The organism is Bradyrhizobium sp. CCBAU 53415, assembly GCF_028128735.1.
GTDB lineage: Bacteria > Pseudomonadota > Alphaproteobacteria > Rhizobiales > Xanthobacteraceae > Bradyrhizobium.
In genome coordinates this window covers 342254-367199 of sequence record NZ_LBJF01000027.1, presented here as the reverse complement: position 1 = coordinate 367199, position 24946 = coordinate 342254, and the positions used below count along the sequence as shown (strand labels likewise).

General features: G+C 63.8%; 21 protein-coding genes. 8 read left to right on the top strand and 13 right to left on the bottom strand.

The annotated features are described in order from the left end of the window. The 6 genes from XH87_RS29955 to XH87_RS29930 form a co-directional block, all read right to left on the bottom strand. Positions 1-1218 carry an NAD(P)/FAD-dependent oxidoreductase gene (locus XH87_RS29955; RefSeq protein WP_271590001.1) on the bottom strand — a complete coding sequence of 406 codons (1218 nt, stop codon included), beginning with the start codon at positions 1216-1218 and terminating at the stop codon, positions 1-3. Positions 1219-1228: 10 nt separating this feature from the next. Continuing rightward, the gene (locus XH87_RS29950; RefSeq protein ID WP_271590000.1) at positions 1229-1657 is read right to left on the bottom strand and encodes a globin family protein; all 429 of its coding nucleotides are present in this window, start codon (positions 1655-1657) and stop codon (positions 1229-1231) included. 129 nt (positions 1658-1786) lie between these two features. Further along, positions 1787-3178 carry an MFS transporter gene (locus XH87_RS29945; RefSeq protein ID WP_271589999.1) on the bottom strand — a complete coding sequence of 464 codons (1392 nt, stop codon included), beginning with the start codon at positions 3176-3178 and terminating at the stop codon, positions 1787-1789. Between the two features lie 327 nt (positions 3179-3505). Then, positions 3506-5224 (bottom strand): ABC transporter ATP-binding protein, encoded by a 1719-nt coding sequence (locus tag XH87_RS29940; RefSeq protein WP_271589998.1) that lies wholly within the window; start codon positions 5222-5224, stop codon positions 3506-3508. Positions 5225-5234: 10 nt separating this feature from the next. Continuing rightward, positions 5235-6323 (bottom strand): ABC transporter permease, encoded by a 1089-nt coding sequence (locus XH87_RS29935; protein WP_271589997.1) that lies wholly within the window; start codon positions 6321-6323, stop codon positions 5235-5237. A gap of 76 nt (positions 6324-6399) precedes the next feature. Further along, positions 6400-7863, bottom strand: coding sequence for a CmpA/NrtA family ABC transporter substrate-binding protein (locus XH87_RS29930; protein ID WP_271589996.1), 1464 nt, complete (start codon positions 7861-7863; stop codon positions 6400-6402). Between the two features lie 731 nt (positions 7864-8594). Between XH87_RS29930 and XH87_RS29925 the strand changes: the two genes are divergently transcribed. Beyond that, entirely contained in the window at positions 8595-9434 is an 840-nt protein-coding gene (locus tag XH87_RS29925) for a formate/nitrite transporter family protein (protein ID WP_158671514.1), read from the top strand. 60 nt (positions 9435-9494) lie between these two features. Further along, on the top strand, positions 9495-11231 hold the full coding sequence (locus tag XH87_RS29920; protein WP_271589995.1) for a bifunctional protein-serine/threonine kinase/phosphatase: 1737 nt from the start codon (positions 9495-9497) through the stop codon (positions 11229-11231). A gap of 75 nt (positions 11232-11306) precedes the next feature. Here XH87_RS29920 and XH87_RS29915 read toward each other — a convergent pair whose 3' ends face one another. Then, positions 11307-12176, bottom strand: a complete 870-nt coding sequence (locus XH87_RS29915; RefSeq protein WP_271589994.1) for an SDR family oxidoreductase — start codon at positions 12174-12176, stop codon at positions 11307-11309. 101 nt (positions 12177-12277) lie between these two features. Here XH87_RS29915 and XH87_RS29910 point away from each other — a divergent pair, with 101 nt between their 5' ends. After that, the gene (locus XH87_RS29910; protein WP_271589993.1) at positions 12278-13171 is read left to right on the top strand and encodes a LysR family transcriptional regulator; all 894 of its coding nucleotides are present in this window, start codon (positions 12278-12280) and stop codon (positions 13169-13171) included. Positions 13172-13187: 16 nt separating this feature from the next. Here the strand turns inward: XH87_RS29910 and XH87_RS29905 are convergent, their stop codons facing one another. After that, positions 13188-14105, bottom strand: a complete 918-nt coding sequence (locus tag XH87_RS29905; protein WP_271589992.1) for an intradiol ring-cleavage dioxygenase — start codon at positions 14103-14105, stop codon at positions 13188-13190. A 163-nt stretch (positions 14106-14268) separates the two neighbouring features. Between XH87_RS29905 and XH87_RS29900 the strand changes: the two genes are divergently transcribed. After that, positions 14269-15543, top strand: coding sequence for a serine hydrolase domain-containing protein (locus tag XH87_RS29900; protein ID WP_271589991.1), 1275 nt, complete (start codon positions 14269-14271; stop codon positions 15541-15543). Positions 15544-15595: 52 nt separating this feature from the next. On the opposite strand, the gene XH87_RS29895 is transcribed toward XH87_RS29900, so the two are convergent. The 3 genes from XH87_RS29895 to XH87_RS29885 form a co-directional block, all read right to left on the bottom strand. Then, on the bottom strand, positions 15596-16915 hold the full coding sequence (locus XH87_RS29895) for a TRAP transporter large permease (protein WP_035715487.1): 1320 nt from the start codon (positions 16913-16915) through the stop codon (positions 15596-15598). Then, positions 16912-17427, bottom strand: a complete 516-nt coding sequence (locus XH87_RS29890; RefSeq protein ID WP_035715490.1) for a TRAP transporter small permease — start codon at positions 17425-17427, stop codon at positions 16912-16914. Before XH87_RS29890 ends, XH87_RS29895 begins: the two co-directional genes overlap by 4 nt. A gap of 82 nt (positions 17428-17509) precedes the next feature. Further along, on the bottom strand, positions 17510-18508 hold the full coding sequence (locus XH87_RS29885; protein ID WP_271589990.1) for a TRAP transporter substrate-binding protein: 999 nt from the start codon (positions 18506-18508) through the stop codon (positions 17510-17512). A gap of 382 nt (positions 18509-18890) precedes the next feature. Between XH87_RS29885 and XH87_RS29880 the strand changes: the two genes are divergently transcribed. Then, positions 18891-20348 (top strand): sensor histidine kinase, encoded by a 1458-nt coding sequence (locus XH87_RS29880; RefSeq protein ID WP_271590911.1) that lies wholly within the window; start codon positions 18891-18893, stop codon positions 20346-20348. 276 nt (positions 20349-20624) lie between these two features. Here XH87_RS29880 and XH87_RS29875 read toward each other — a convergent pair whose 3' ends face one another. Continuing rightward, positions 20625-21356, bottom strand: coding sequence for a cytochrome c biogenesis CcdA family protein (locus XH87_RS29875; RefSeq protein WP_035715495.1), 732 nt, complete (start codon positions 21354-21356; stop codon positions 20625-20627). Between the two features lie 205 nt (positions 21357-21561). Continuing rightward, on the bottom strand, positions 21562-21828 hold the full coding sequence (locus XH87_RS29870) for a hypothetical protein (RefSeq protein ID WP_158671508.1): 267 nt from the start codon (positions 21826-21828) through the stop codon (positions 21562-21564). A 481-nt stretch (positions 21829-22309) separates the two neighbouring features. Here XH87_RS29870 and XH87_RS29865 point away from each other — a divergent pair, with 481 nt between their 5' ends. The 3 genes from XH87_RS29865 (at position 22310) to XH87_RS29855 (ending at position 24869) form a co-directional block, all read left to right on the top strand. After that, on the top strand, positions 22310-23359 hold the full coding sequence (locus tag XH87_RS29865) for a LysR family transcriptional regulator (RefSeq protein ID WP_158671507.1): 1050 nt from the start codon (positions 22310-22312) through the stop codon (positions 23357-23359). A 29-nt stretch (positions 23360-23388) separates the two neighbouring features. Then, on the top strand, positions 23389-23760 hold the full coding sequence (locus XH87_RS29860; protein ID WP_020608151.1) for a helix-turn-helix domain-containing protein: 372 nt from the start codon (positions 23389-23391) through the stop codon (positions 23758-23760). 287 nt (positions 23761-24047) lie between these two features. Further along, entirely contained in the window at positions 24048-24869 is an 822-nt protein-coding gene (locus XH87_RS29855; RefSeq protein WP_271589989.1) for an enoyl-CoA hydratase, read from the top strand. Positions 24870-24946: the final 77 nt, after the last annotated feature.

Genomic DNA, 24946 nt, shown 5'->3' with positions numbered 1-24946 from the left:
TCAAGCTGCTTTCGAAGGAAGCGCGAGCGCGCGTCCGAACATCATGTCGGCGCGGATCGCCGCCACCTTGTCGCGATTGCGGATCAGCTCGAGATACCAGAGCGCATCGACGGTATCGCCGATCAGCACCGCGCCGGTGAGCCGGCCGTCGGCGATCACGAGCTTCTTGTAGGTGCCGCGCCTGCGGTCCGACAGCACGAGGCTCTCGCTGCCTTCCCCGCCCATGAAGTCGCCGGCCGAGAACACGCTGACGCCGGAGACCTTCAGATTGGTCGAGACCACGCTGCCCTGATAGGCGGCGGGGCGGCCGGCAAGATGCCGCGCCAGCACGCGCGCCTGCTCATAGGCGGGCTCGACCAGGCCATAGCAGGTGCCGCGATGCTCGGCGCATTCGCCGAGCGCGAAGATGTCGGGCGAGGCGGTCTGCATGACGTCGTTGACGACGACGCCGCGATTCACCGCAATCCCTGCCTCCTTCGCCAGCGCGACGTTCGGCTTGATGCCGGCGGCGAAGATCACCGCGTCGGCCTCGATGCGGCTGCCGTCGGCGAGTTCGACGGCCTCGACATGGCCGTCGCCATGGATGCACTTCGTGCTGGCGTTGAGCAGGATGCGGATGCCCTTGCGCTCGACCAGCGTCTTGAGCAGATCGGCGGCCGGCGCATCGAGCTGACGCTCCATCAGCCGGTCCATCAGATGCAGCAGCGTCACGGGAGCGCCGGCCTTGGCGAGGCCGTAGGCTGCCTCGAGTCCGAGCAGACCGCCGCCGACAACGACGACGCGCTTCTTCGTCGCGGCCAGCGTCAACAGAAGGTCGACGTCGCGCGTATCGCGAAAAGTGTGCACGCCCGCGAGATCGGCGCCCGGCACATTCAGCCGCAGCGGCGTCGAGCCGGTGGCAAGCACGAGCTTGGAATATTCCATGCTCTCCTCGCCCGCGATCTTGAGCTCGCGGCGGCCGGTGTCGATTTCGGTGACGCGATAGCCGTAGCGGACGGTGACGCCGCGATGGCGCCACCAGTCCGCCGGCCGGAGCTCGATCTCGTGCGAGCCGGTCTCGCCGGCCAGCACGGAGGAGAGCAGCACACGGTTGTAAGCGAGCCGCGGCTCCTCGCCGATGACGGCGACCGCGTAGCGGCCGAGCGCGGTCTTGGCGAGTTCGTCGACCAGACGCGCGGCCGCCATACCGTTACCGACGATGACGAGCGGTTCACTCACGAGGCATCTCCTATTCGGCGGCCTGCGGCTGTGCGCCATAGGCTTCGGACATCATGTAGCCCGACAGCACGCCGTAAGCGTCGGTCCAGGCCTTTGCCAGTTCGGGCGTCCAGGCTTCGCCGAGACCCTTCTCCAGGGTCCACAGCAGGGTCGCACCGACCACGGGATAGTGCTCGGCCACTGCGCCGTAAGCGACATGACGTTTGGCGAGCGCGGAGGCCGCGGGAAGAATCGACTCCAGGTTCGACAGGCCGCCGACGACGGCGGCGAGCATGCCCATCAGCTTCTTGCGCTGCTCGGTCATGTCCTCGGGAAACATCGTGCGCACCGACGGCGCCATCTCGAACAGGCGATCGTAGAACAGCACCGCGGCCTGCTCCGATATCGGCGCGACCTTGGAAAAGCTCTGCTGGATGAGGGTGATCTGTTCGGGCGTCATGATGTTCTCCTGTCTGTTTCAGTCTGTCTTCGTCCGCGCCGTTGCGGAAGAAGTTCATGGGTCAAACGTCATCAGAGAGACTCCTCCCCGCGTACGGGGAGAAGCGACATTCGTGCCAAATGGTCACGCTCACACACGCGCTCCAGCAAGGCTTGGCGCGCCTTCACCCTGCGGGCTGCGACGCAGGTAGAACCACCAGGTCAGAGCGAGGCAGGAGGCGTAGAAGGCGAGATAGATCGCGAGCGCGAGCTGCGGCCCGCCGGTCATGGCGATCGACTTGCCGAAGCCGCTCGGGATCAGATAGCCGCCGACCGCACCGATCGCGCCGATGAACCCGACCGCCGCGCCGCTCTCGATGCTCGCGGTCTTCAGCGCAGCCGCACGCGCGACATCGCCCTTGCCGCGCACCCTGAACAGGTTCTCCTCGCGGAAGATCGAGGGGATCATGCGGTAGGTCGAGCCGTTGCCGATGCCCGTCGTCACGAACAGGATCAGGAACATCGACAGGAAGCCGATGAAATCCTTCTGTCCGACGAAGTAGAGCACGCCGACCGTGGCGCCCGTCATCAGGATGAAATTCCAGAAGGTGATGATGGAGCCGCCGATCCGGTCCGCAAGCCAGCCGCCGAGCGGACGCGACAGCGAGCCGACAAGCGGGCCCAGGAAGGCGATCGAGATCGTCACCGCCGGAAACTGCGTCTTGATCAGAAGCGGAAACGCCGCGGAATAGCCGATGAACGACCCGAACGTGCCGACGTAGAGATACGCCATGATCCAGGTGTGCTTGCGCTTGACGATGGCGAGCTGGTCCTTCACCGACGATTTCGCCGAGGAGAGGTTGTTCATGAAGAACACCGCGCCGAACACCGCGATCGCGATCGGCAACACCCACATCAGGCCGGCATTCTGGAGATAGATGCCGTCGACGGGCGTCGCCTGGAACAGGTTCAAGACGGCCAGCGTCATCAGGATCGGGGTCAAGAGCTGCACGCTGGAAACACCGATATTGCCGCCGGCAGCGTTCAGGCCGAGCGCCCATCCCTTCATCCGGTCGGGGAAGAAGAAGGAGATGTTGGTCATGCTGGAGGCGAAATTGCCGCCGCCGAGACCCGCGGTCGAGGCGATCAGCAGCATCAGCCAGAACGGCGTGTCGGGCTGGCTCACGAAATAGGCAAGCGCCAACGTCGGAATGAACAGGATCGCCGCGCTGAAGATGGTCCAGTTGCGGCCGCCGAAGGTGGTCACTGCGAATGTATAGGGAAAGCGCATCAAGGCGCCGATCAGGCCGGGCACGGCGACGAGCTGGAACAGCTGGTCGGTGGTGTAGTGGAAGCCGGCCTGCGGCAGCTTGGTGGTGACGATGCTCCAGATCAGCCACACCGAGAATCCAATATGTTCGGCTACGATCGACCAGATCAGGTTGCGCCGCGCGATCGTCTTGCCGCCTGCATTCCAGAACGCCTCGTCTTCAGGGCGCCAATCGGAAATCCAGGTCGAGTTCAGAGTCGGATTCTTCGTCATTGATATCCCTTCCAGGCTCACCGCTGCGTCGTTGCAGGCTCAGCCTCCGGCCACGGAGGCGCGCTCCGAGGCTTCACCCCGGTGGCGAGATCACGATGCTGATTGATGATGTTGAGGGACGTCGTCGTTGGCGTCGCACAAAGACGCTTCAATTTCCGTGCCAGTTGCGCGCACGCTGGAAATCAAGGGATTTCAGGACCTTATTCGTTTTGACCGAATTTATTGCAGGGGGTTTCCGCACGCTAAATTTGCGATTCGCTCAATCCTTGTGCGACGCACAAGGATTGAGCGGGGTGTCGATTATTTGAGCGTGTCGTGGATGAATGATCACGCCGCTTCAGGATTCGCTGTGGAGACGGCCGCCGGCGCCTTCGGCGCAGCCCCGTGCTCATAAGCCTCGAGGAAATCGAGCAGCTCGCGGCGGTAGCGGTAGTAGTCGGGATGCTCGAGCAGGGTCTTGCGTGTGCGGGGCCGGGGAATGTCGACCTCCATGATGTGGCCGATCCGCGCGTTGGGCCCGTTCGTCATCATCACGACGCGATCGGCGAGCAGGATCGCTTCGTCGACATCGTGGGTCACACACATCGCCGTCACCTGCGTGCGCTTCCAGACCTCCATCAGCACTTCCTGAAGATCCCAGCGGGTGAGGCTGTCGAGCATGCCGAACGGCTCGTCCAGCAGCAGCAGCTTCGGTGACAACGCGAAGGCGCGCGCAATTCCGACGCGCTGGCGCATGCCGTTCGACATTGCAGCCGCCGGCTTGTCGAAGGAGTCGGCGAGACCGACGCGCTCGAGATAATAGTCGACGATCTCGTCGCGCTGCCGCCGTGTGGCGTGCGGATAGACGCGATCGACACCCAGCGCAACGTTCTCGCGTGCCGTGAGCCAGGGAAACAGCGAGGGCGCCTGGAACACCACGGCCCGGTCGGGGCCGGCCGTCGTCACCTCGCGGCCATCGAGAATGATGCCGCCGAGGGAGACGTCGTTGAGGCCCGCGGTCATCGACAGGACCGTCGACTTGCCGCAGCCGGAATGCCCAATCACCGAGATGAACTCGCCCTTGCGCACCTTGAGATCGAAGTTTTCGACGATCGTGAGCGGGCCTTTCGGGGTGGGATAGACCTTCGAGAGCTGGGAGAATTCGAGATAGCGATCGGTATTGAAGATCACCGACGTTGCAGCCTGCTGATAGGCTGCCGGCGGTTTGTCCATCTGCGTGATCGGAATGACGTTCGGCAGCGTCCGCACCGCCGCTTCCGACGCCGCCGCACGCTCGTTGACCACATCCATCAGATAGCCGGTGACGGCCTGGCGCAAACGCTTGAACGCCGGATCCTCGTTGATCGACGCACGGTCGCGCGGTCGTGGAATATCCACCCTGAACTCCCGGCCCAGGGTCGCGTCCGGACCGGGCAGCAGCGGGATGATGCGGTCGGCAAGCAGGATCGCCTCGTCGACGTCGTTGGTGATCAGCACCACGGTGCGCTTGTCGCGCGACCAGATGTCGATGATCTCGTCCTGCAACTTGGCGCGGGTCAGTGCATCGAGCGCCGACAGCGGTTCATCGAGCAGAAGGATCTCCGGGCTGGTTGCGAGCGCACGGGCAACGGCAACCCGCTGCCGCATGCCGCCGGACAATTCTGCAGGCAGGCGCGTTGCGGCGTGTGACAGCCCCACCATGGCGATGTAGCGATCGACCCGAGCCGCGCGCTCGGCCTTGCTCTCGCGGGCGAAAACCTGGTCGACCGCGAGCGCCACGTTGCCGCGCACCGTGAGCCACGGCATCAGGGAATAGGACTGGAACACGACGCCGCGGTCGGGACCGGGCCCGTCCACGGGCTGCCCCTTGAGCACGATCTCGCCGGAATCGGGCTGCACCAGCCCTGCGATGGTCGAGATCAGCGTCGTCTTGCCGCTTCCCGAGAAGCCCACGATGGCGATGAACTCGCCTTCGGCGACCTCGAGGTTGACGTCGGAGAGCACGCTGGCCCGCTTGGCGCCGGTGCCGTAGGCCTTGCACAGCCCCTTGAGAGACAGGAACGACATGCGGACCTCATCAGCGCTGGCTGGAGAAAGTGAAGGCGGACTGCAACGCGTACATCACGCGATCCAGCAGGAAGCCGATGATGCCGATCGTCAGCACCGCGACGATGATCCGCGCGAGCGACTGCGACGAGCCGTTCTGGAATTCATCCCAGACGAACTTTCCGAGGCCGGGATTCTGCGCGAGCATCTCGGCCGCGATCAGCACCATCCAGCCGACGCCGAGCGAGAGCCGCAGACCGGTGAAGATCAGCGGGAGCGAGCTCGGCAGCACCAGCTTGGTGATGGTCCGCCACGTCGGCAGCTGCAGCACGCGCCCGACGTTGAGCAGATCCTTGTCGATCGAGGCGACGCCAAGCGCGGTGTTGATCAGTGTAGGCCACAACGAGCATAGCGTCACGGTGATCGCAGAGATGACCAGCGATTTCGGCAGAAACTCCGAGGGATTCACGTAAAGCGCTGAAACCACCATCGTCACGATGGGGAGCCAGGCCAGCGGCGACACCGGCTTGAAGATCTGGATCAGCGGGTTGAGCGCGCCGTTCATGGTCTTGGACAGGCCGCAGAGGATGCCGAGCGGAACAGCGACGAGTGTCGCCACCACGAAGCCGAGTGCGACCGTCACGAGGCTGGTCACGATCTGATCGAAATACGTTGGCTTCCCCGCATAATTTCGATGGCGAACCTCCTCGGGATGCCCGTCGGCGACGGCCTTGGCGTTGCGCGCATCCTGGCGCTCGTAGAAGGCCGCCTGCTTGGCGCGCTCGGCGCGATGGTCGGCATAGAGGTTCTGCGCCTGAACCCACACCTCGGCCGGACCGGGAATGGCACCGAGCGAGGTCTTGACCTGCGGCGCGGCCAAGGCCCATGCCAAGAGAAAGGCACCGATGCCGACAAGCGGCACCAGCAATCCCTGCCGCAACTCCTTCAACTGGGGCTTGACGATGTCGCCGGCGGCGATGCGCGCAAGCGGCGCAAGCCAGCCGAGGCCCAGGATGTTCAGATAGACGGCTACGCCATTGATGCGCGCGAGCATTCGCTCGCGGCGCGCGCGCTTTGCGTCTTCCGCGCTGACGTCAACATATTCGCTAACCAATGCCATTTGCATATTCCCTTGGCGTCCACCGCCGGATTGCGAGCAGGGCGCCGGGCCGCAAGAGCGGCCCGGCTGCGTTCTCTCAGCCGTCGATGACCTTGGCACCGTCGATCTTCTGCTTGCCCTTCAGGCCGATCTTCAGGCTGTCGATGTAGGCGTTGGGCTTGCGGCCGTCATAGGTGATGCCGTCGATGAACTCGGATGTCGGCGCGCGGTAGCCGTCGGTGTCCCAGGGAAAATCTTCCTTCCTGGCCTTGCCGTCGGCGACCAGAAGCTTGGCCGCGGCTAGATAGAGATCGGAGCGGTACACGCTCTTCGCCGTGTCGTGATACCACGCGTCGGTCTTGGCTTCGCCGATCTGTCCCCAGCGGCGCATCTGGGTCAGGTACCAGACGGCGTCGGACTGGTACGGATAGGTGGCGAAGTAGCGGAAGAAGACGTTGAAGTCGGGTATCGGCCGCTTGTCGCCCTTCTCATATTCGAAGGTGCCGGTCATCGAATTGGCGATGACCGCCTTGTCGGCACCGACATATTCCGGCTTCGAGAGCAGCTCGACCGCCTTGGCGCGGTTGGCATTGGCGTTCTCGTCCAGCCACATCGCGGCGCGGATCAGCGCCTTGGTGAGAGCAAGCACCGTATTCGGGTTCTTCTCGGCGAATGCCGCGGTGATGCCGAATACCTTCTCCGGGTTGTTCTTCCAGATCTCGTAGTCGGTGATCACGGGCACGCCGATGCCCTTGAAGACGGCAGCCTGGTTCCAGGGCTCGCCGACGCAGTAGCCGTTGATCGTGCCGGCCTCGAGGGTCGCCGGCATCTGCGGCGGCGGCGTCACCGACAGCAGCGCTTCGGCCGCGACCGTTCCGGTCACGTCCTCGCCCGAATAGAAGCCGGGATTGATGCCGCCCGAAGCGAGCCAGTAGCGAAGCTCGTAATTGTGAGTCGAGACCGGAAACACCATGCCCATCTTGAAGGCCTTGCCGTCGGCCTTCAGCTTCTCGATGGCCGGGCGCAACGTGTCGGCCTTGATCGGATGCACGAGCTTGCCGCTCGCATCCTTCGGGATGCTCGGCTTCATCAATGCGAAGATCTCGTTCGAGACCGTGATGGCGTTCCCATTGAGGTCCATCGAGAACGGGGTGATGATATGCGCCTTGGTGCCGAAGCCGATCGTGGCGGCCAGTGGCTGGCCGGCAAGCATATGCGCGCCATCGAGCTCGCCGCTGATGACGCGGTCGAGCAGAACTTTCCAGTTGGCTTGCGCTTCCAGCGTGACGAACAGGCCCTCGTCCTCGAAGTAGCCGTTCTCCTTGGCGACGGCCAGCGGCGCCATGTCGGTAAGCTTGATGAAGCCGAGCTTCAGCTCTTCCTTCTCCGGCTTGAGAGCGGCCGCGCTCACCCGGCCGCCGGAGATGGCGTAAGCCGCGGCGGCAGCGCCCCCGGCAAGGAAGGTGCGGCGGTCGAGACCCGTGAACGGGTTCACGCCAGCGTCGCCGAGGAGATTGCTCTTATGGCGGCCGCGCAAGGACTTATCAGTTCGCTTCGTCATTGAATGTGATGCTCCTTTGTGACCGAAGGACCATCCGCGCACGCCAACTACCCCCACGCGCACAGGAGCGCGTCCCCAGGAAGGCCCCGGATGGCGAAGGTCACGATTCGGATGGGAATCTTCGAGGGACGGCGTCGATGGCGTCGACCTGCTCTCAAACAAGAAGCGTGCCAGATCGAACTATTCGGTAACATATAACAATATCAGTCAGTTATTGCGAAATCGCCGGTGCCGCGGACCTCGGATGCGCCCGCAAATCCAGCGGATCGCCCAGACCTTGTGCGACGCACAAGAAATGGGCAGAGGTCGCTGCGGAGGGTCAGGACGATCACGTGCGCGCCTATGGCGAGGACAGCGACAACGACGGTTTCAGGATCCCGGCAGGGGTTTTGTGTTCTGAATAGCCGTCTCATCCGCATCAAATCGGCATCTGACGACGCCGGCGGCGAACCGCATGGTTTGGCACGTGGATTGCTTTCTCCTTGATCACTCAGTCAACGACGACTGCGGTTCGCCGAAATGTTGAGGCCTCCAGGGGCTGAAACGCGCGGAGAGCTTGACCGTGCTTCGCCGGGCCCCCGGCGCAGTCGTCGTGCCGCGATCCACGCGAAAACTTGCGCTCCTGGAGTCCGATCCGTTGCCGGCTCGCCAATACGCGCGGAAGGGACACGCCGATAACTGCGCGCCCCGGAACGAACGTACCTTCATTCATACGAGCAAAGGAACCATTGATGTCGTATCTCGCGCCTTCGGAATTCGTCACCAAGATGGTGGATGCGGGCGAGTCCAAGATCTTCATGTCCACCCGGGATACCATCATCCGCGCCTATATGGCGGGCGCCATCCTGGCGCTGGCGGCCTGGTTCGCCGTCACGATCAACGTCAACACCGGCCAGCCGCTGATCGGCGCGCTGCTGTTTCCGGTCGGCTTTTCCATGCTCTATCTGCTGGGATTCGACCTCCTCACCGGCGTCTTCGTGCTTGCGCCGCTCGCCCTGATCGACAAGCGCCCGGGCGTCAGCCTCGGCGGCGTACTGCGCAACTGGGGTCTCGTCTTCATCGGCAACTTCGCCGGCGCTCTGACGGTGGCCTTCATGATGGCCTTCGTCACGACGTTCGGCTTCACGCAGGCGCCCGACAAGGTCGGCACGGTCATCGGCAATATCGGTGAGGGCCGGACCCTGGGCTATGCCGCGCACGGCGCGGCGGGGATGGCGACGCTGTTCATGCGCGGCATGCTCTGCAACTGGATGGTCTCGACCGGCGTCGTCGGCGCCATGATCTCGACCTCGGTCCCCGGCAAGGTCATCGCGATGTGGATGCCGATCCTGGTGTTCTTCTACATGGTGTTCGAGCATTCGGTGGTGAACATGTTCCTGTTCCCGTCGGGCCTGATGCTGCACGCGAAGTTCTCGATCATGGATTATCTGATCTGGAACGAGATCCCGACCGTGCTCGGCAACCTCGTCGGCGGCCTCGCCTTCACCGGCATGACCCTCTACGCCACGCATGTCATGACCCTGCCGAAGCGCCAGGTCGACAAGGCCGCGAAGCCCCGCGTCGCGGCCTGATCGAATACATCTCGACAGGGGAGCCTCGCCCGATCAGGGTGAGGCTCCCCTCTCCTGGTGATGACGATGACCCGCGGACTCCTGATTTCGGTCGGCCAGCATTCCGACAAGGGTCGCAAGCCCGTCAATCAGGATTTCCACGGCGTCCTGGTTCCGGAGGAGCCGCTGCTCAGCCTGAAGGGCATCGCGGCGGTCCTTGCCGACGGCATTTCCAGCAGCAGCGTGAGCCAGATCGCCAGCGAGTCGGCGGTCAAGAGCTTCCTGACGGACTATTACTGCACGTCGGAATCCTGGACGGTGAAGACCTCCGCCCGCCGCGTGCTGGACGCGACCAATTCCTGGCTGCACGCACAGACGCGCAAGAGCCAATATGCCCATGACCGCGACAAGGGTTATGTCTGCACCCTCACCGCGATGGTCATCAAGGCGACCACCGCGCACATCTTTCATGTCGGCGACTGCCGCGTCTACCGCCTCGCCGGCAAGGCGCTCGAGCAGCTGACCGACGATCACCGCATCATCGTGTCGTCGGAGCAGACCTATCTCGGCCGCGCGCTCGGCATCAATCCGCAGCTCGAGATCGACTATCAGGCCTTCGAGGTCGAGACCGGCGACATCTTTCTGCTGGCAACCGACGGCGCTTACGAATTTGTCGACGCACGCTTCGTCACGAGCGCGCTGAATGAGCATGCGGGCGATCTCGACGCGGCGGCGAAGGCCATCGTCGGGGAGGCCTACCAGCGCGGCAGCGACGACAACATCACCGTCCAGATCCTGCGCATCGATGCGGTCCCGCAGCGCGAGCCGGCCGGCATCTTCAATCAGACCGCGCAATTGCCGCTGCCTCCGCTGCCGGAACCGCGCGCGATCTTCGACGGCTACCGGATCGTCCGCGAGATTCACGGTAGCAGCCGCAGCCACATCTACCTCGCCGTCGACATGGAGACCGAGCAGCCGGTTGCGCTCAAGCTGCCGTCAGTCGATCTGCGCGACAACGCCGCCTATCTCAAGCGCTTCCTGATGGAGGAGTGGATCGCGCGCCGGATCGACAGCCCGCATGTGCTGAAGCCGCTGTCGCAGTCGCGGCGCCGCAGCTATCTCTACGTCGCGACGGAATTCGTCGAGGGGCAGACCCTGAAGCAGTGGATGATCGACAATCCGCGCCCCGATCTCGAAACCGTACGCGGCATCATTGAGCAGATCGCCGCGGGCCTGCGCGCCTTCCATCGCATGGAGATGCTGCATCAGGATCTCAGGCCCGACAACATCCTGATCGACAAGACCGGCACCGCCAAGATCATCGACTTCGGATCGGTCAGGGTGGCCGGCGTCGCGGAGGCCGCACCTCGCGACGAGGCTGACGAAATCCTGGGAACGGTCCAGTACACGGCGCCGGAGTATTTTCTCGGTCAGGGCGGCTCGCCGCGCTCCGACATGTTTTCGCTGGCCGTGATCGGCTACCAGATGTTGACGGGAAAGCTGCCCTACGGCACCCAGATCGCCCGGATCCGGCGCAAGGCGGACGTGCGGAGACTCAAGTACCGCTCGGCCGACGACGACCGCAACGTGCCCGCATGGGTCGACGGCGCGCTCCGGCGCGCGCTGCATCCCGATCCCTACAAGCGACACGAGGATCTGTCGGAGTTCGTCTTCGAGCTGCGCACGCCCAATCCGGCCTATCTTGACACGCGGATCACGCCGCTCCTGGAGCGCAGCCCGCTGATGTTCTGGAAGCTGACCTCGGCGACCCTCGCCTGCGCGGTCGCCGTGCTGTTGGCGTTACTGCACGCGCGCTGATCGAGACTGCTCGCTCACCATATGATCAATGGCGAGCGATGCAGCCAGGCCTCAGCGCGCAGCTCAAGCAAGCCCTCAGACGGAAGTTGCGATCTCGGCAACGAAGTCGCGATAGGAGCGCAAGGGACGGTCCAGAATATCGGTCAGACGCTTGACGTCGCCGGCTTCGGGGACCATTCCCTCCGTGAGGAAGCGCTCGCTCATCACCCGCATGTCGAAGGCCATCCAGCCCGGCATGGACTGCCTGAGGTTCTTCTCGAAGCCCGCAGTGTCGTCGCCGCCATAGGCGATCGAGCGCCCGAGCACCTCCGACCAGATTGCAGCAGCCTTGGCACCGGTGATCGTTTCGGGACCAACGAGATTGATGCGCTCGAGCGGAAGCGGCGCGGCGGATGTCTCGCGGCGGATCAATTCGATGGCCGCAACCTCGCCGATATCGCGCGCGTCGATCATCGCAACTCCCTTACTGCCGATCGGCATGGGGTAGACGCCGTATCCGGTCACGGCGTCCTTGATCATGAGCTCGTTGTTCATGAAATAGGCGGGGCGCAGGATGGTCGCCTTGAAGCCCATCTGCTCGATCATGCGCTCGACGCCGAACTTGCCGGCGAAGTGCGGCACGTTCACGTAGCGGTCGCTGTGAATGACCGACAGATAGACGAACCGCTCGATGCCGGCCTCGCGGGCGAGGTTGAGCGCCGTCAGCGCCTGGGTAAATTCATCCGGCACCACGGCGTTGAGCAGGAACAGCGTCGAGACGCCCGAGAACGCACCGCGCAAGGAATCGACATCCAGCAAGTCGGCCTGGGCGACGGCGACACCTGTCGGGAAATTGGTCCTTGCGGGATCTCGAACGAGCGCGCGCACATCGGCGCCGCGCTTGACGAGTTGCTCGACGACCTGGCGGCCGATCGTGCCGGTTGCGCCGGTAACGAGGATAGTCATGGGATCACTCCGGTTTGGGTCTGAAGACGCCCGAAAGTTAGCGATCCACATGCGAGCCGAAAGACGTTATATTTAGACATATCGTTTCATAAGTGGAACAAATGGATTTGCTTGCCCTTGCCGACTTCAATCTCGTCGCCCGCCACGGAGGGGTCGGAAAGGCCGCCCGCGCCACGGGACGTCCAAAAGCGACCTTGTCCCGGCGCGTGTCCGAGCTTGAAAGCAGCCTCGATTTGCGTCTCTTCGAGCGTGGTGGGCGCACCCTCAAACTGACCCAGGAAGGACGAGCGCTTTACGAGCGTACGGGCGCACTCCTCACCGAACTCGACGAGACCGCGGCTGCGATCGCGTCGGGCGGGGACAAGCCGAAGGGCAAGTTGCGGATCAGCGCTCCCCTGCTTTTCTCCCAGACTGCCATGGGCCGGCTCGCCGCCGGTTTCGCGCTTAGGCATCCGCAAGTCCGGCTCGAGGTCACGACGGATGATCGTTACGTCGACATGGTCGAGGAAGGCTTCGACCTCGTGATCCGGGTCAATCCCGATCCGGATGAAAGTTTGGTCGGCCGCATCTTCTTGCGCGACCGGCTTGTGGTCGTGGCAAGCCCCACGCTGAAGCGACCGAAGGGCCATATCGCGGTTCCGGTCGTCGTGCGCGGAACGGACGACGCGGCTGCAACCTGGGACATCAGGCGACCGAGCGGCACGTCGCGTATCGCGGTCGATCCGGTGCTTCACCTGTCATCGCTGATGATGGTTCGCGATGCCATTCGAGCCGGCGTCGGCGCTGCGCGGCTGCCTCTGTCGCTCGTCAGTCACGATCTGGCCGACGGCACGCTGGTCCGCTGGGGCGATGTCGACGGGTTCGACATCAACCTGTGGACGCTCTATCCCTCGCGGCGATTGCTCAGCGCGCGCGTCTCCGCCTTCCTCGACTATCTGAAGGAGGCCTTTCCGAACGGAACGCCCGACGAGTTGGCAGCCTACATCGGGGGGTGACCGAAATGCCGAGGCCTCACGCCGGCTCCGCCGCCTTCACCCCCAGCGGCTTCGGCGCCATGCCGCCGCCGGGCTTGAGGTGGAATTCGTAAGTCATCAGATGCCATCGCCCGTTCGCCTTGGTGCCGTCGGGCATCGCGGCATCGCTCCGCGGCTCGACCTTGGCGATCAGGTCGTCCTTGACCCCGAACACCACGTCGGAATCCAGATATTTGTCGCCGCCGATGAAGACGTGGGTGATCAGCGGCTCATGGCCCTTGGCATTGACCAGGAAGTGCACATGCGCGGGGCGCATCGGGTGGCGACCCGTCTGCACGATCATCTCGCCGACCGGGCCGTCGGTCGGGATCGGGTAGCTGCACGGCAGGATGGTGCGGAAGAAGAAGCGGCCGTCGCTGTCCGTGATGAAGCGCGCCCGCGCAGAGGCGCCGACCTCGTCATAGTTCGGCTTCTGGGAGTCGTAAAATCCGTCATCATCGGCATGCCAGACATCGACGGGAACGTTCGCGAGCGGCTTGCCCTCGAGATCGGTGACGCGGCTCTGCACGAACATCTTCTCGCCGGTGAGATTGTGCGGCGAGATGTCCGTGCCATGCGCGGTCACCTTGTGCTCGCCGACATAGAACGGACCGAGCACCGTGGTCTCGGTGGCGCCCTCGCGGTCGCGGTGGTTGACGGCGTCGACCAGCATGGAGACGCCGAGCACGTCTGACAGCAGGATGAACTCCTGGCGCGTGTCGGTGCATTTCTGCCCCGTTCGGGTCAGGAAATCGATGGCGTATTCCCATTCCTCGAAGGTCAGGCCGGTCTTGCTCACATAATCGTGCAGCGACTTCACCAATTCCTGGAGCAGGAATTTTGCCCGCGTATCAGGCGTCTGGTCGAAGCTCCGAACGACGGCTTCGGTGAGTTCGGTCTCGTTGAACTGGGTCATGGTGGGTTTACCCTGCGTTTTTCTGGTTGGCCCCCTGGGGCTCCTTCGAGGCGTTCCAGGGTGCAGCCTACACCAGCCGGCGGCCTCGCGCTAAGCGCGACCGGCTTGGAATGGGGCCGCCGTTTGGCTATCACCGTCCTCGAGAAACTGCCCGGAGGAACTGATGCTCGCCCCCACCCCCGCCTCGCCAGAATCCGTCGGCCTGTCCAAGGCCGCGCTCGACCGCGTCGATGCGCATCTCAGGCGCCGGTACATCGATGCCGGCCGTTTCCCGGGCACGCAGCTCCTGGTCTATCGCCGAGGCAAGATCGCCCACAACTCGGTGCAGGGCTTCGCCGACGTCGAGCGCAAGGTCCCGGTCAAGGACGACACCATCTACCGCATCTATTCCATGACCAAGCCGCTCACCAGCGTCGCCTTCATGATGCTGGTCGAGGAAGGTCTCGTCGCGATTGACGAACCGGTCGCCAAATACATTCCGGAATGGAAGGATCTCGGCGTATTCGTCGCCGGCACCTACCCGGCCTTCCTGACCCGGCCGCCATCGCGGCCGATGCTGATCGTCGACCTGCTGCGCCACACCTCCGGCCTCACCTACGGTTTCCAGCAGCGCTCCAATGTCGATGCCGCCTATCGCAGTGAGAAGATCGGCGAGGTCGAGAAGTCAGGCACGCTCCAGACCATGATCGACGGCCTGGCAAGGATTCCACTGGAATTCTCGCCGGGCGAGTCCTGGAACTATTCCGTCGCGACCGACGTGATCGGCTACCTCGTCGGCAGGATCTCGGGGATGCCGTTCGAGCAGTTCCTGAAGCAACGCATTCTCGATCCGCTCGGCATGACCGATACCGATTTCCACGTGCCGGCCTCCAAGGCGCATCGCTTCGCGGCCTGCTACTCGGCGGACCCCGGCGGCGGAATGACCTTCCATGCCGGCCAGCGCCGCGAGGGCATCACGCTGCAGGACGATCCGACGACGAGCTCGTTCCTGTCACGGCCTTCCTTCATCTCCGGCGGCGGCGGCCTGTGCTCGACCGTCGCCGACTACCTCACCTTCTGCCGCGCGCTGCTCAATGGCGGTGAGCTCGGCGGCGTCAGGCTGATCGGGCCGAAGACACTGGCGTTGATGACGACGAACCACATCCCAGGCGATCGCGCGTTGCCGGAGGTGTCGCGGTCGCTGTTTTCGGAAGCGACCTATAACGGCATCGGCTTCGGTCTCGGCTTCGCCGTCACCATGCGCCCGGCCGAGACGCTGATCGCCGGCAGCCCCGGCGAATACAATTGGGGCGGCGCGGCCACGACCTCGTTCTGGATCGACCCGGCCGAAGAGCTGATCACGATCTTCATGACGCAGGTGTTGCCGTCGAGCGCCTACCCGATCCGGCGCGAGCTGCGCAGCATGGTCTACGCCGCGATCACCGAGAGCAATCTGTAACACATCGAAGCGATCCCGTGGCCGCCGGCCGCGGGATCGCGCGATCCGATCCTCATTTGAGCATCTGCGGCACGATCAGGCGCGGCAGGAAGAGCGACACGCTGGGCCAAACGATGACTGCCGCCAGCACGAGAAGCATCGGTATCAGCATGATCACGGTGTCCTTCAGGGCATAGCGCAGCCGCACGCCGGCGATCGAACAGGCGATCATCAGACAGAGGCCATAGGGTGGCGTCACCAGTCCGAAGGCCAGCGATACGATGGAAATGATCGCGAACTGGACCGGGTGGAGATCGACGGACTTGGCGAGCGGCTCCAGCACGGTGCCGACGATGATGATCGCCGGGATCGCGTCGAGGAAGCAGCCCACCACCAGAAAGCAGAAGGAGATGAAGAAGCCGGCCGCCACGGTGCCCATGCCCCATGTCGAGACGTTCGCCAGCAGCTCTTGCGGGATCCTGTAATAGGCGAGCAGCCAGCCGAACGCGCTTGCAGTGCCGACACAAAACAGCGCCACGCCGGCAAGGCGCCCGGTATCGAGCAAGGCCTTGTACAATTCGCGCGGACCGGTCTCGCGGTAGAAGAATGTCGAGAGCGCAACGGAATAGAGCACCGCGACGCAGGCGGACTCGGTCGCGGTGAACCAGCCGAGCAGAATGCCGCCGACGATGATGAACGGCGTCATCAGCGCCGGTATCGACCGCCAGATGGCGCATCGCATCTCGACCCAGGTCGCTTTCGGATAGGTGGGATAGCCCCGGCGCACGGCATAGATGTGCACCGTCGTCATCTGCGCGCCCGCGATCAGCAGGCCCGGCACGATGCCGGCCAGATACATCGCCGCAATCGAGGTCGAGATCAGCCCACCCCACACGATCATCAGGATCGAGGGCGGGATGACGACTGCGAGCACCGCCGACACCGCCGTGATGGCGATGGAGAACGACAGGTCGTAACCCTCCTTGTTCTGCGCATCGATGAAGATCTTGGACTGACTCGCCGCATCGGCGGTGGAGGAACCGGAGATGCCGGCGAAGAACACCGACAGCACGACGTTGATCTGCGCCAGCGAACCCGGCCAGTGCCCGACCATCGAGCGCGACAGCGCCACCAGGCGGTCGGTGATGCCGCCGATGCTCATCAGGTTCGCCGTCAGCAGGAAGAATGGCACCGCCAGCAGGATGAACGAATTGTACGCATTGAAAGTCTCCTGCGCGAGCATCATCAGCGACAGGCGCGGCTCGATCAGCAGGATCGGCACGCAGGCAAGACCAAGCGCGAAAGCGACTGGCACGCGCAGGATAAGCAGGCCGATGAACACCCCGAACAGCACCATCGCAGCCTGTCCGGCAGAGAGTACAGTCCCGTTCATCGCCTCGCCCCAAACAGAACGCGCATTTCATCGATGATCTGCTCACCCGCAAACACGATCCACGTCGCGCCGGTCACGGGCCAGGCGACGTGAATCAGCCAGAGCGGCAGATCGGCCAGTTCCGACGTTCTGTTCCAGGCAAAGCGGGTGAACTCGATGCCGGCGGATACGAACACCAGCGCCAGCGCCAGCACGCCGAGCCGGGCGAAGATCCGCACCGCGGCCTCCGACCGCCGCGACAGGTCGGGCCACACGTCGACCTCGAAATGCTGCGCCTCCCGGATGCCCACCATGGCGCCGATCATGATCGTCCAGACGAACAGGAACCGCGCCATCTCCTCGGTCCAGATGTAGGACGGAATGAACGGCGTGTAGCGGGAGATGATTTGCAGCGTGACCGGAACAACGATGATGCCGACGCAGGCGGCCAGCAGGAATTCCAGCAGTTTCGCATAGGCCGCGGTGACGCGACGCCACAGCGACGGTGTGGACGGAACGTGCATTTCGGACATGGGAGCTCCGTACGGCGCTCATCCGGCGCGTCCGGGCAGGAAGCGGGGCCTGCCCGGACTATCGTCGGCGGACAGAGCGACCTCAGACGACGTTGATCTTCTCGAAAATGCCTTCCGCGCCAATCTCCTTGGCGTAGGCGGCCATCACGGGGTCGGCGAGCTTCTTCATGGCGTCCCGCTCCTCGAAGGGAACGCGCTTGAGCTTGCCGGCCTTCTCGAGCGTGTCGAGCTTGACGACCTCTTCGCTCGACTCGAGCTGACGGCCGTAATCGCCGGCTTCCTTGCCCGCCTTCATGATCGCGTCCTGCAAGTCCTTCGGCAAGGTCTTCAGCGTCTTCACCGAGAAGCAGATCGGCCGGATCGACACGGCGTGCTGGGTCAGGCTGAGATGCGGGGCCACTTCGTAGAACTTCATCGCCTCGACGCCGGCCGCCTCGTTTTCGCCGGCCGATATCACCCCATTCTGGATCGCGTTGTAGATTTCGTTATAGGCGATCACGGTCGGGCTCATGCCGACGGCCGCAAAGGTCTTCGACCAGATCGGCGCGCCCTGCACGCGAACCTTGAGCCCCTTGAGATCGGCGAGAGTCTTGAGCGGCTTGTTGGCGAAGATGTTGCGGATGCCGCCGCCGGCATAACCGATCAGAACGACCTCGGCCTTGGTCGCGACCTCGTCGGCGATCGGCGCCAGGATGTTGGCCTCGACGACTTTGTTCATGTGCTCGATGCCCTTGAAGACGAAGGGCGCATCGATGAACGGGGCCGCCTTGGCGAAAGTCGACATGTGGGCCGGCGAGACGATGCCGTAATCGACCGCCTTGCCCTGCGACATGTACTCGAAATACTGCTTCTCGAGGCCGAGCGAGGAGTTCTTGTGCAGGGTGAAGTTGACGGGCTTGCCGTAATACTTCTTCACTAGTTCCTCGAACCGGATCAGCGCCCGGTTGAAGGCATGGTCGTCATTGAACTGGACCGCGCCGTTCAGCGTGATCGGGGCTTGCGCCCTGAGGATCGACGGCATGCCTAGCGTAGCAGCCGCAGTGGTTGCACCGATACCGGCGAGAAATGACCTTCGCTTCATCGTCTCCCCTCCCTTTGATGCTCCGCCCCTGTCGCCGGGCCGTGAGCGCAGCCGCTATGCGGCTTGCGTCCAGGGAGGGTATGAAAAACCATGGCGGCACGGAAGCCAAATTCGCAGGCTTCGTCCGGGCAATGACGAGCCCTCCGCTGATTCAGTTCGACGCAGGCTCGGCGGTCACGCCTTCTGTTGCACTGCACCCTTCATCTCTCGCCCTGTCTCACGAGAACCGAAGCACGCGTGGCCCATGACCAATTGTGCAGTGGCGCAACGCCGTTCCTGCACTATGCTTCGGTCGTCCGGCGCCGTCGCGCCGGAACCGGGACGCCTGCGTTTGTCAAAGCTCACCCTTCCGGTCCGGCTCGCTCTCCTCGTCGCGGGAACGATGTTGCCGCTGATGGTCTTTGCCGTCGGGCTTGCCTATTCCAACTATCGCCAGGATCGCACCGAGGCGACACGCCGGGTGCTCGAGACGGTGCGAAGCATGCGCGTGGTGCTCGATTCTGAAGTGCAGCGGGTGACGGGCGGCTTGCAGGTGCTCGCGCTCAGCGATTCCCTGCAAAGCGGTGATTTCGACGGCTTCCGTCGGCTGGCAATCGGTTTCATCAGCCAATATGGCGGGGACAGCATTCTTCTGCTGGCCGACAGATCCGGCCACCAGCTCTTTTCGACCGTCACGACGGACACGGCGAATCTGCCACCGCGCAACAATCTAGAGATCGTCGAGCGGGTGTTTGCAAGCAAGGCACCGCAATATTCCGACCTGTTCGTCGGTTCGACCAAGAAACGGCCGATCGTGACTGTGGAAGTTCCTGTGCTGCGCAATGGCGAGGTCGCCTACGCGCTCTCCTTCAGTCCGCCGATCGCGATATTCCAGAAATTGGTCGAGCAGCAGCGGCCGAACGATCAATGGACGGTGTCGCTGCTGGACACCAAGGCTCGCGTGTTCGCGCGTACACCCAACCCTGCCGAGACGTTCGGCAAGCAGGCTTCCGGCGCACTCCACGATGCGATGTCCCGCACGTCGGAGGCCGCGCTTTCGACCGTTTCGCTCGATGGCGTCGCGCTGTCTTCCGCCTTTACCAGATCGCAACTGACCGGCTGGACGGTCGTGGCGGGCGTCGCCGAGAGCTCGCTGATCGCGCCGCTCTGGCGCGACATCGCAATCACGAGCCTGATCGGCGGCATCCTGCTGCTGGTTGGCCTCACCTTCGCCGTGCGGATGGCCACCACGATCGCGCGCGGCGAGATGCTGCACAATCTCCTGATCGAGGAGCTCAATCATCGCGTCAAGAACACGCTGGCGCTGATGCAGGCGATCGCGGTGCAGACCTTCCGCAGCGCCAGCCGTGACGAGCGGACCAAGTTCGAGGGCCGGCTCGGCGCGCTGGCCGAAGCACATAACCTCTTGAGCCAGGAGAAATGGGCAGGCTCGGAGCTGAGGGACGTCATCGCCCGCGCGCTCCGGCCGTTCCTGCTCAGCAATCCCGACCGCATCCGCATGGCCGGCCCGGCCGTGCCGCTGTCGCCGCGGCTCGCCGTGGTGCTGTCGATGATCGTCCACGAGATCGCCACCAACGCCGCGAAATACGGCGCGCTGTCCAACGAGACCGGCCGGGTGACGCTGGACTGGGAGATCATCGCCGATGCGCCGAAGCCGCGGCTGCGACTGATCTGGACCGAGATCGGCGGACCGCCGGTGACGGCACCGGTACAACGCGGCTTCGGCTCGCGCCTGATCGAGCGCAGCGCGCGCGATCAGCTCGGCGGCGAGGCAACCGTCGACTTCCTGCCGCGCGGCGTGGTCTGCACGGTAGTCTGCGCGCTGGACGAGGCGCCCTGAACGGAAGACGCCGTCACACCGGTGCTCCGCTATGCGCCAAGACGCGAACCATCAAGCGATGTCATGAACCCTCACTGCGTGATCGCGTTCCGCGTCGCGAGTTGTCTTTCGCAGGCCATTTCAACGGCGTTTGACAGCCTTTCGCGCGATCTCCGCTCGAAATCCGTCAATCTGAGCGGCGTGCGTTCATGAAAGTGCGCGCCTGCCCGAGCTGACGGGCGAAACGCGGAGCGATTGGCGCGGACGCGTGCGTTAGCAGCCGCCTCGGCACCGGGTCTATCCGATCGTCTGCAGCGCCGGAAACGTCTCGAGCAGCCAGATGCTCACGTTCGAGACCGCGCCGGTGAGAAAGCCGATGCCGGTGATCACCATCAGGACGCCCATGGCGCGCTCGACATTGACGAGGTGGCCCTTCATGCGCGCGAACAGCGCGGAGAACTGTTCGATCATCAGCGCGGCGATCAGGAAGGGAATGCCGAGGCCCGCGGAATAGACCGCGAGCAGTCCGGCGCCCTTCATCACCGTGGCTTCCGCCGCGGCGATCGAGAGGATCGCCGCGAGGATCGGGCCGATACAGGGCGTCCAGCCGAAGGCGAAAGCGAGGCCCATGATATAGGCGCCCCAGAGGCCGACCGGTTTGGGGATCGGCAGCCGCCCCTCGCGCATCAACAGGCCGATGCGTGTCAGGCCGAGGAAGTGCAGGCCCATGATGATGATGACGATGCCGGCGAGGATCGACAACTCCGCCGACCAGGCACGGATCAGCCCGCCGATCAGCGAGGCGCTGGCGCCGAGCGCCACGAACACCGTGGAAAAGCCGAGCACGAACAGAAGCGCCGACATCATGATCGCGCGCTTGGAGGCAGCGGCCGGCTCGTCGCTCTCGACATGCTCGATCGTGGCGCCCGTGAGGTAAATCAGATAGGGCGGAACCAGAGGCAGGACGCAAGGCGAGAGGAAGCTGACGAGGCCGGCAATCATCGCCGCCGGGATCGAAACATTTTGCATGATGCAGTCAGAGCCATCTCAGGTGCCGGTACGGCGCGCAAGGGGTGCGCCCGGCCCGGAGCCGAACGGCTCTGGTGTAGCCGATGCCAGAGAATGCGCAACAGAGGCGCACGAAACCAAGGCTCCTCCCGATGCCCTCCGTGATCACAGATGCGGCATCGGGACGCGCACAAACCTCGCCAAAAAGCGAGATCCGGCGGCGCGGCTACTTCACCACGCGGAGCAGCGGACGCCGGGGCTGGTCCTGCGTCTGCTTGGAAGGGGTTAGCGGCTCGCTCGCAGCGCTCCGCAGCATTTCGTCGCACAGCGCCTTGAGATCGGCACTGTCAATTCCTTTCAGTTTCATCCGCATGTCGAGGATGACAATGGACAGCATCTCGGCCGACTCACGGCTGTTGCACTCATTGAGAACCCTGCGGCACTCCTCGAGCGTTTCCAGCACCGACTGCAACTTTTCGTCTGAATGCGACACTGGTGTTCTTTCCGTTAATTCGACCTGCGAGACGCGTTTGTGACGTTCTCTTCGGCCCCCATGGAAGACCGAAGATAGCACGAGGCTACTGCGCCCCCGAACCCGATGTCAGTGTGTTTCTGCCGCGGAACCGCGGTTCCGTCCGCTATCGCCGTGCAGCGCCATTGGCGATCGCCAAACTGCTCCGGGAGCAAACGCCTGACGCGGTGTGATCGATCCATCAAGGGAGACCGCACCCGCGCTCGCGCGAGAATTTCAATTTCGGACAGCGCCGACAATCCCGCAGCCATCTCACGGCTCGCAACGGAACTCACGCCACACCCCCACTCGTGCGTTAGTCTGCCCGATCCCCAACCCATGACAGCACTCCAATACCGCCCGCAAGGTAGTAAGGATGACGTTCAAAACTCGTCATTCCCCAACCCGCAGTGGTTGTGGTTTGCGCCAGATTCTGCCAGTTTAGCGTCCCGAAAGGACTTGTATGCACTCCTTGGCGGAAAGGGGCGTTCCGCCGGCGGAACGCCCAAAGACAAATCTCAGCGGCCTCTCGGATTGGGATGCGGCCCGCATATTTCTGGAAGTTGTCCGGTGCGGAAGTTTCCGCTCGGCGGCCGAGCGCCTGTCGCTGTCGATCAATGCGGTGCGCCGGCGGATCGACGATTTCGAACGCCAGACCGGCACGACCCTGTTCACCCGCGACGTTCACGGCACCCATCTGACCGATGAAGGCGCATTGGTGGTCTCCGCCGTCGAGCGCATGGAGGCGGCCACCTTCGACGTGCTGCGCGCCAGCGATTCGATGGCCAATGCCTTGTCCGGCGAGGTCCGGGTTGCCGTCACCGAGGGGCTCGGTACATTCTGGCTGGCCCCGCGCCTGGTCGAATTCCAGCAGGCCTATCCGAAGATCCTGGTGGACCTGCATTGCGCGATGCGCTCGGCCGATGTCTCGCGCCATGAGGCCGACGTCGCCATCCATCTGTCGCGTCCCTCCGCGCTCGACATCAAGCTGGTGCGGCTGGGCCGCATGCATCTGATGTTCTGGGCCTCCGAGAAATACATCGAAAAGCATGGCGCGCCGCGAACGGCGGCGGAATTGATCAAGCATCGCCTGGTGCTGCAATTCGCCGACCAGCTCGCCGCCAAGGAATCCTTCGAGAGCTTCTTCCCGGGCGTTTCGGAACGTGACCTTCTGGTCATGAAGACGAACGTCTCGAGCGCCAACTACTGGGCGGTCGCGAATGGCGCCGGCATCGGCGTATTCCCGAGCTATGCCATTGCGCTTGGAGGGAGGTTGATTCCACTGGAGGTCGAGCTGAACCGACCGCTGGATATCTGGTTGTCCTACCATCCCGGTAGCGGCCGTATTCCGCGGGTGCGGCACATGATTGACTGGCTGATCGACGCTTTCAATCCGGCTCGCTTCCCGTGGTTTAAGGAAGAGTTCGTGCATCCGCATGAATTCAAGGACTCGTATATGGGCGAACCCCTGACCCAGCTCTTCGGGGGATTTTCAACCGAAGAACAAAGGTGAGAACAGAGATGAAAGCAGCGGCGAAAAGAATGAAGCAGCGCAGCGCCGGCAAGCCGGACATTGAGCTTGGCAAGCGGATCCGTCTGCGGCGCGTCGAGATGAAGATCTCGCAGGCCGAGCTCGGCGAAAAGCTGGGCGTCAGCTTCCAGCAGGTCCAGAAATACGAGAAGGGCGTCAATCGCGTCGGCGCGGCTCGGCTTCAGCAGATCGCCTCCGCCCTCGATGTGCCCGTGACCTTCTTCTACGACGGCGACAACAAGGCCCGAGAAGTCGAGAGCCTGCTCTTCCTCGACTCGGCCTTCAGCCTCCGCCTGCTGCGCGCCTACAGCAAGATCAAGGACCAGACGGTGCAGCGTCAGCTCGTCTCGCTGATGGAATCGATCGCGGCGAACGAGAGCTGAGGTCGGTCGGCGCTCTGGCCTTTACGGCCGATGTTCAATCCGCCGCGTCACGGGGGCGCGGCCGGATTGGACGAGATCCGACGAGATATGCCTGCCCGCGCGCTTGCGCGCGGTCTGTCGCGGAGCGGCTCGGCCGCTCTTTCTTCTTTGCGGTTTCGCCATTCGTCGAACTTCGCGCGCCATGCAATCGCAGCACAGGCGGATGCAAGCTCTCATCCCCTGCGCCGGTTGACCGCGGCGCCGGCGGCGCCGAACATTGCGCTCGGCCTATGACAAGCGAGCGCGCGATGCCCGACATTTCCAGCACGACCGGAACTCCTTACGCCGACGGCAAGATCCTCAAGCACTCGGCGAGTGGTGTCGGCGTGATCACCTTCAACAATCCCGACAGGCGCAACGCGATGTCGCTGGAGATGTGGGAGGGATTTGGCGAGGCGCTGACCGCCTTGCGCGACGACGACACCGTGCGCGTCGTGATTCTGCGCGGCGCCGGGAGCAAGGCGTTCGTCTCGGGCGCCGACATCAGCCAGTTCGAGAAGGTCAGGCACAATGCAGCAGCGTCCGAGGAGTACGCCAAGCGCAGCGCCGCCCAGCGTGCGCTGCTCGCCGACTATCCCAAGCCGACCATCGCCTGCATCGACGGCTATTGCCTCGGCGGCGGCATGCAGGTCGCGATGCTCGCCGACATCCGCCTCGCCTCGCATGGCAGCCAGTTCGGCATCCCCGCAGCCAAACTCGGCATTGCCTACGGCTTTGACGGCTTGCGGCATCTGGTGTCGCTGGTCGGACCGTCCTGGGCGCGGCTTCTGATGTACACGGGCATGCGCATCGATTCCGCCGAGGCGCTACGCATTGGCCTCGTCGAGCGCCTGTTCCCGGTCGACGAACTCTGGGGCGAGACCATGACGATTGCCGAGACGATCTCGCAGAACGCCCCGCTCGCGATCACGGCCGCCAAGATCACGATCGCGCAGGTGCTGAAGGACGAGAGCCGGCGCGACATGGATGCGATCAAGGCGATCGGCAACGCCTGCATGGATTCGGAGGATTTCCGCGAAGGCCGGCAGGCCTTCATGGAGAAGCGCAAGCCGCAGTTCCGCGGCCGCTGAAGCTGAACCGGCGTTCAGGTAGATTAAATTCGTCGCGCAACCTTACGCAGCCGCAACCACTTGATGTCGCGAAAGTT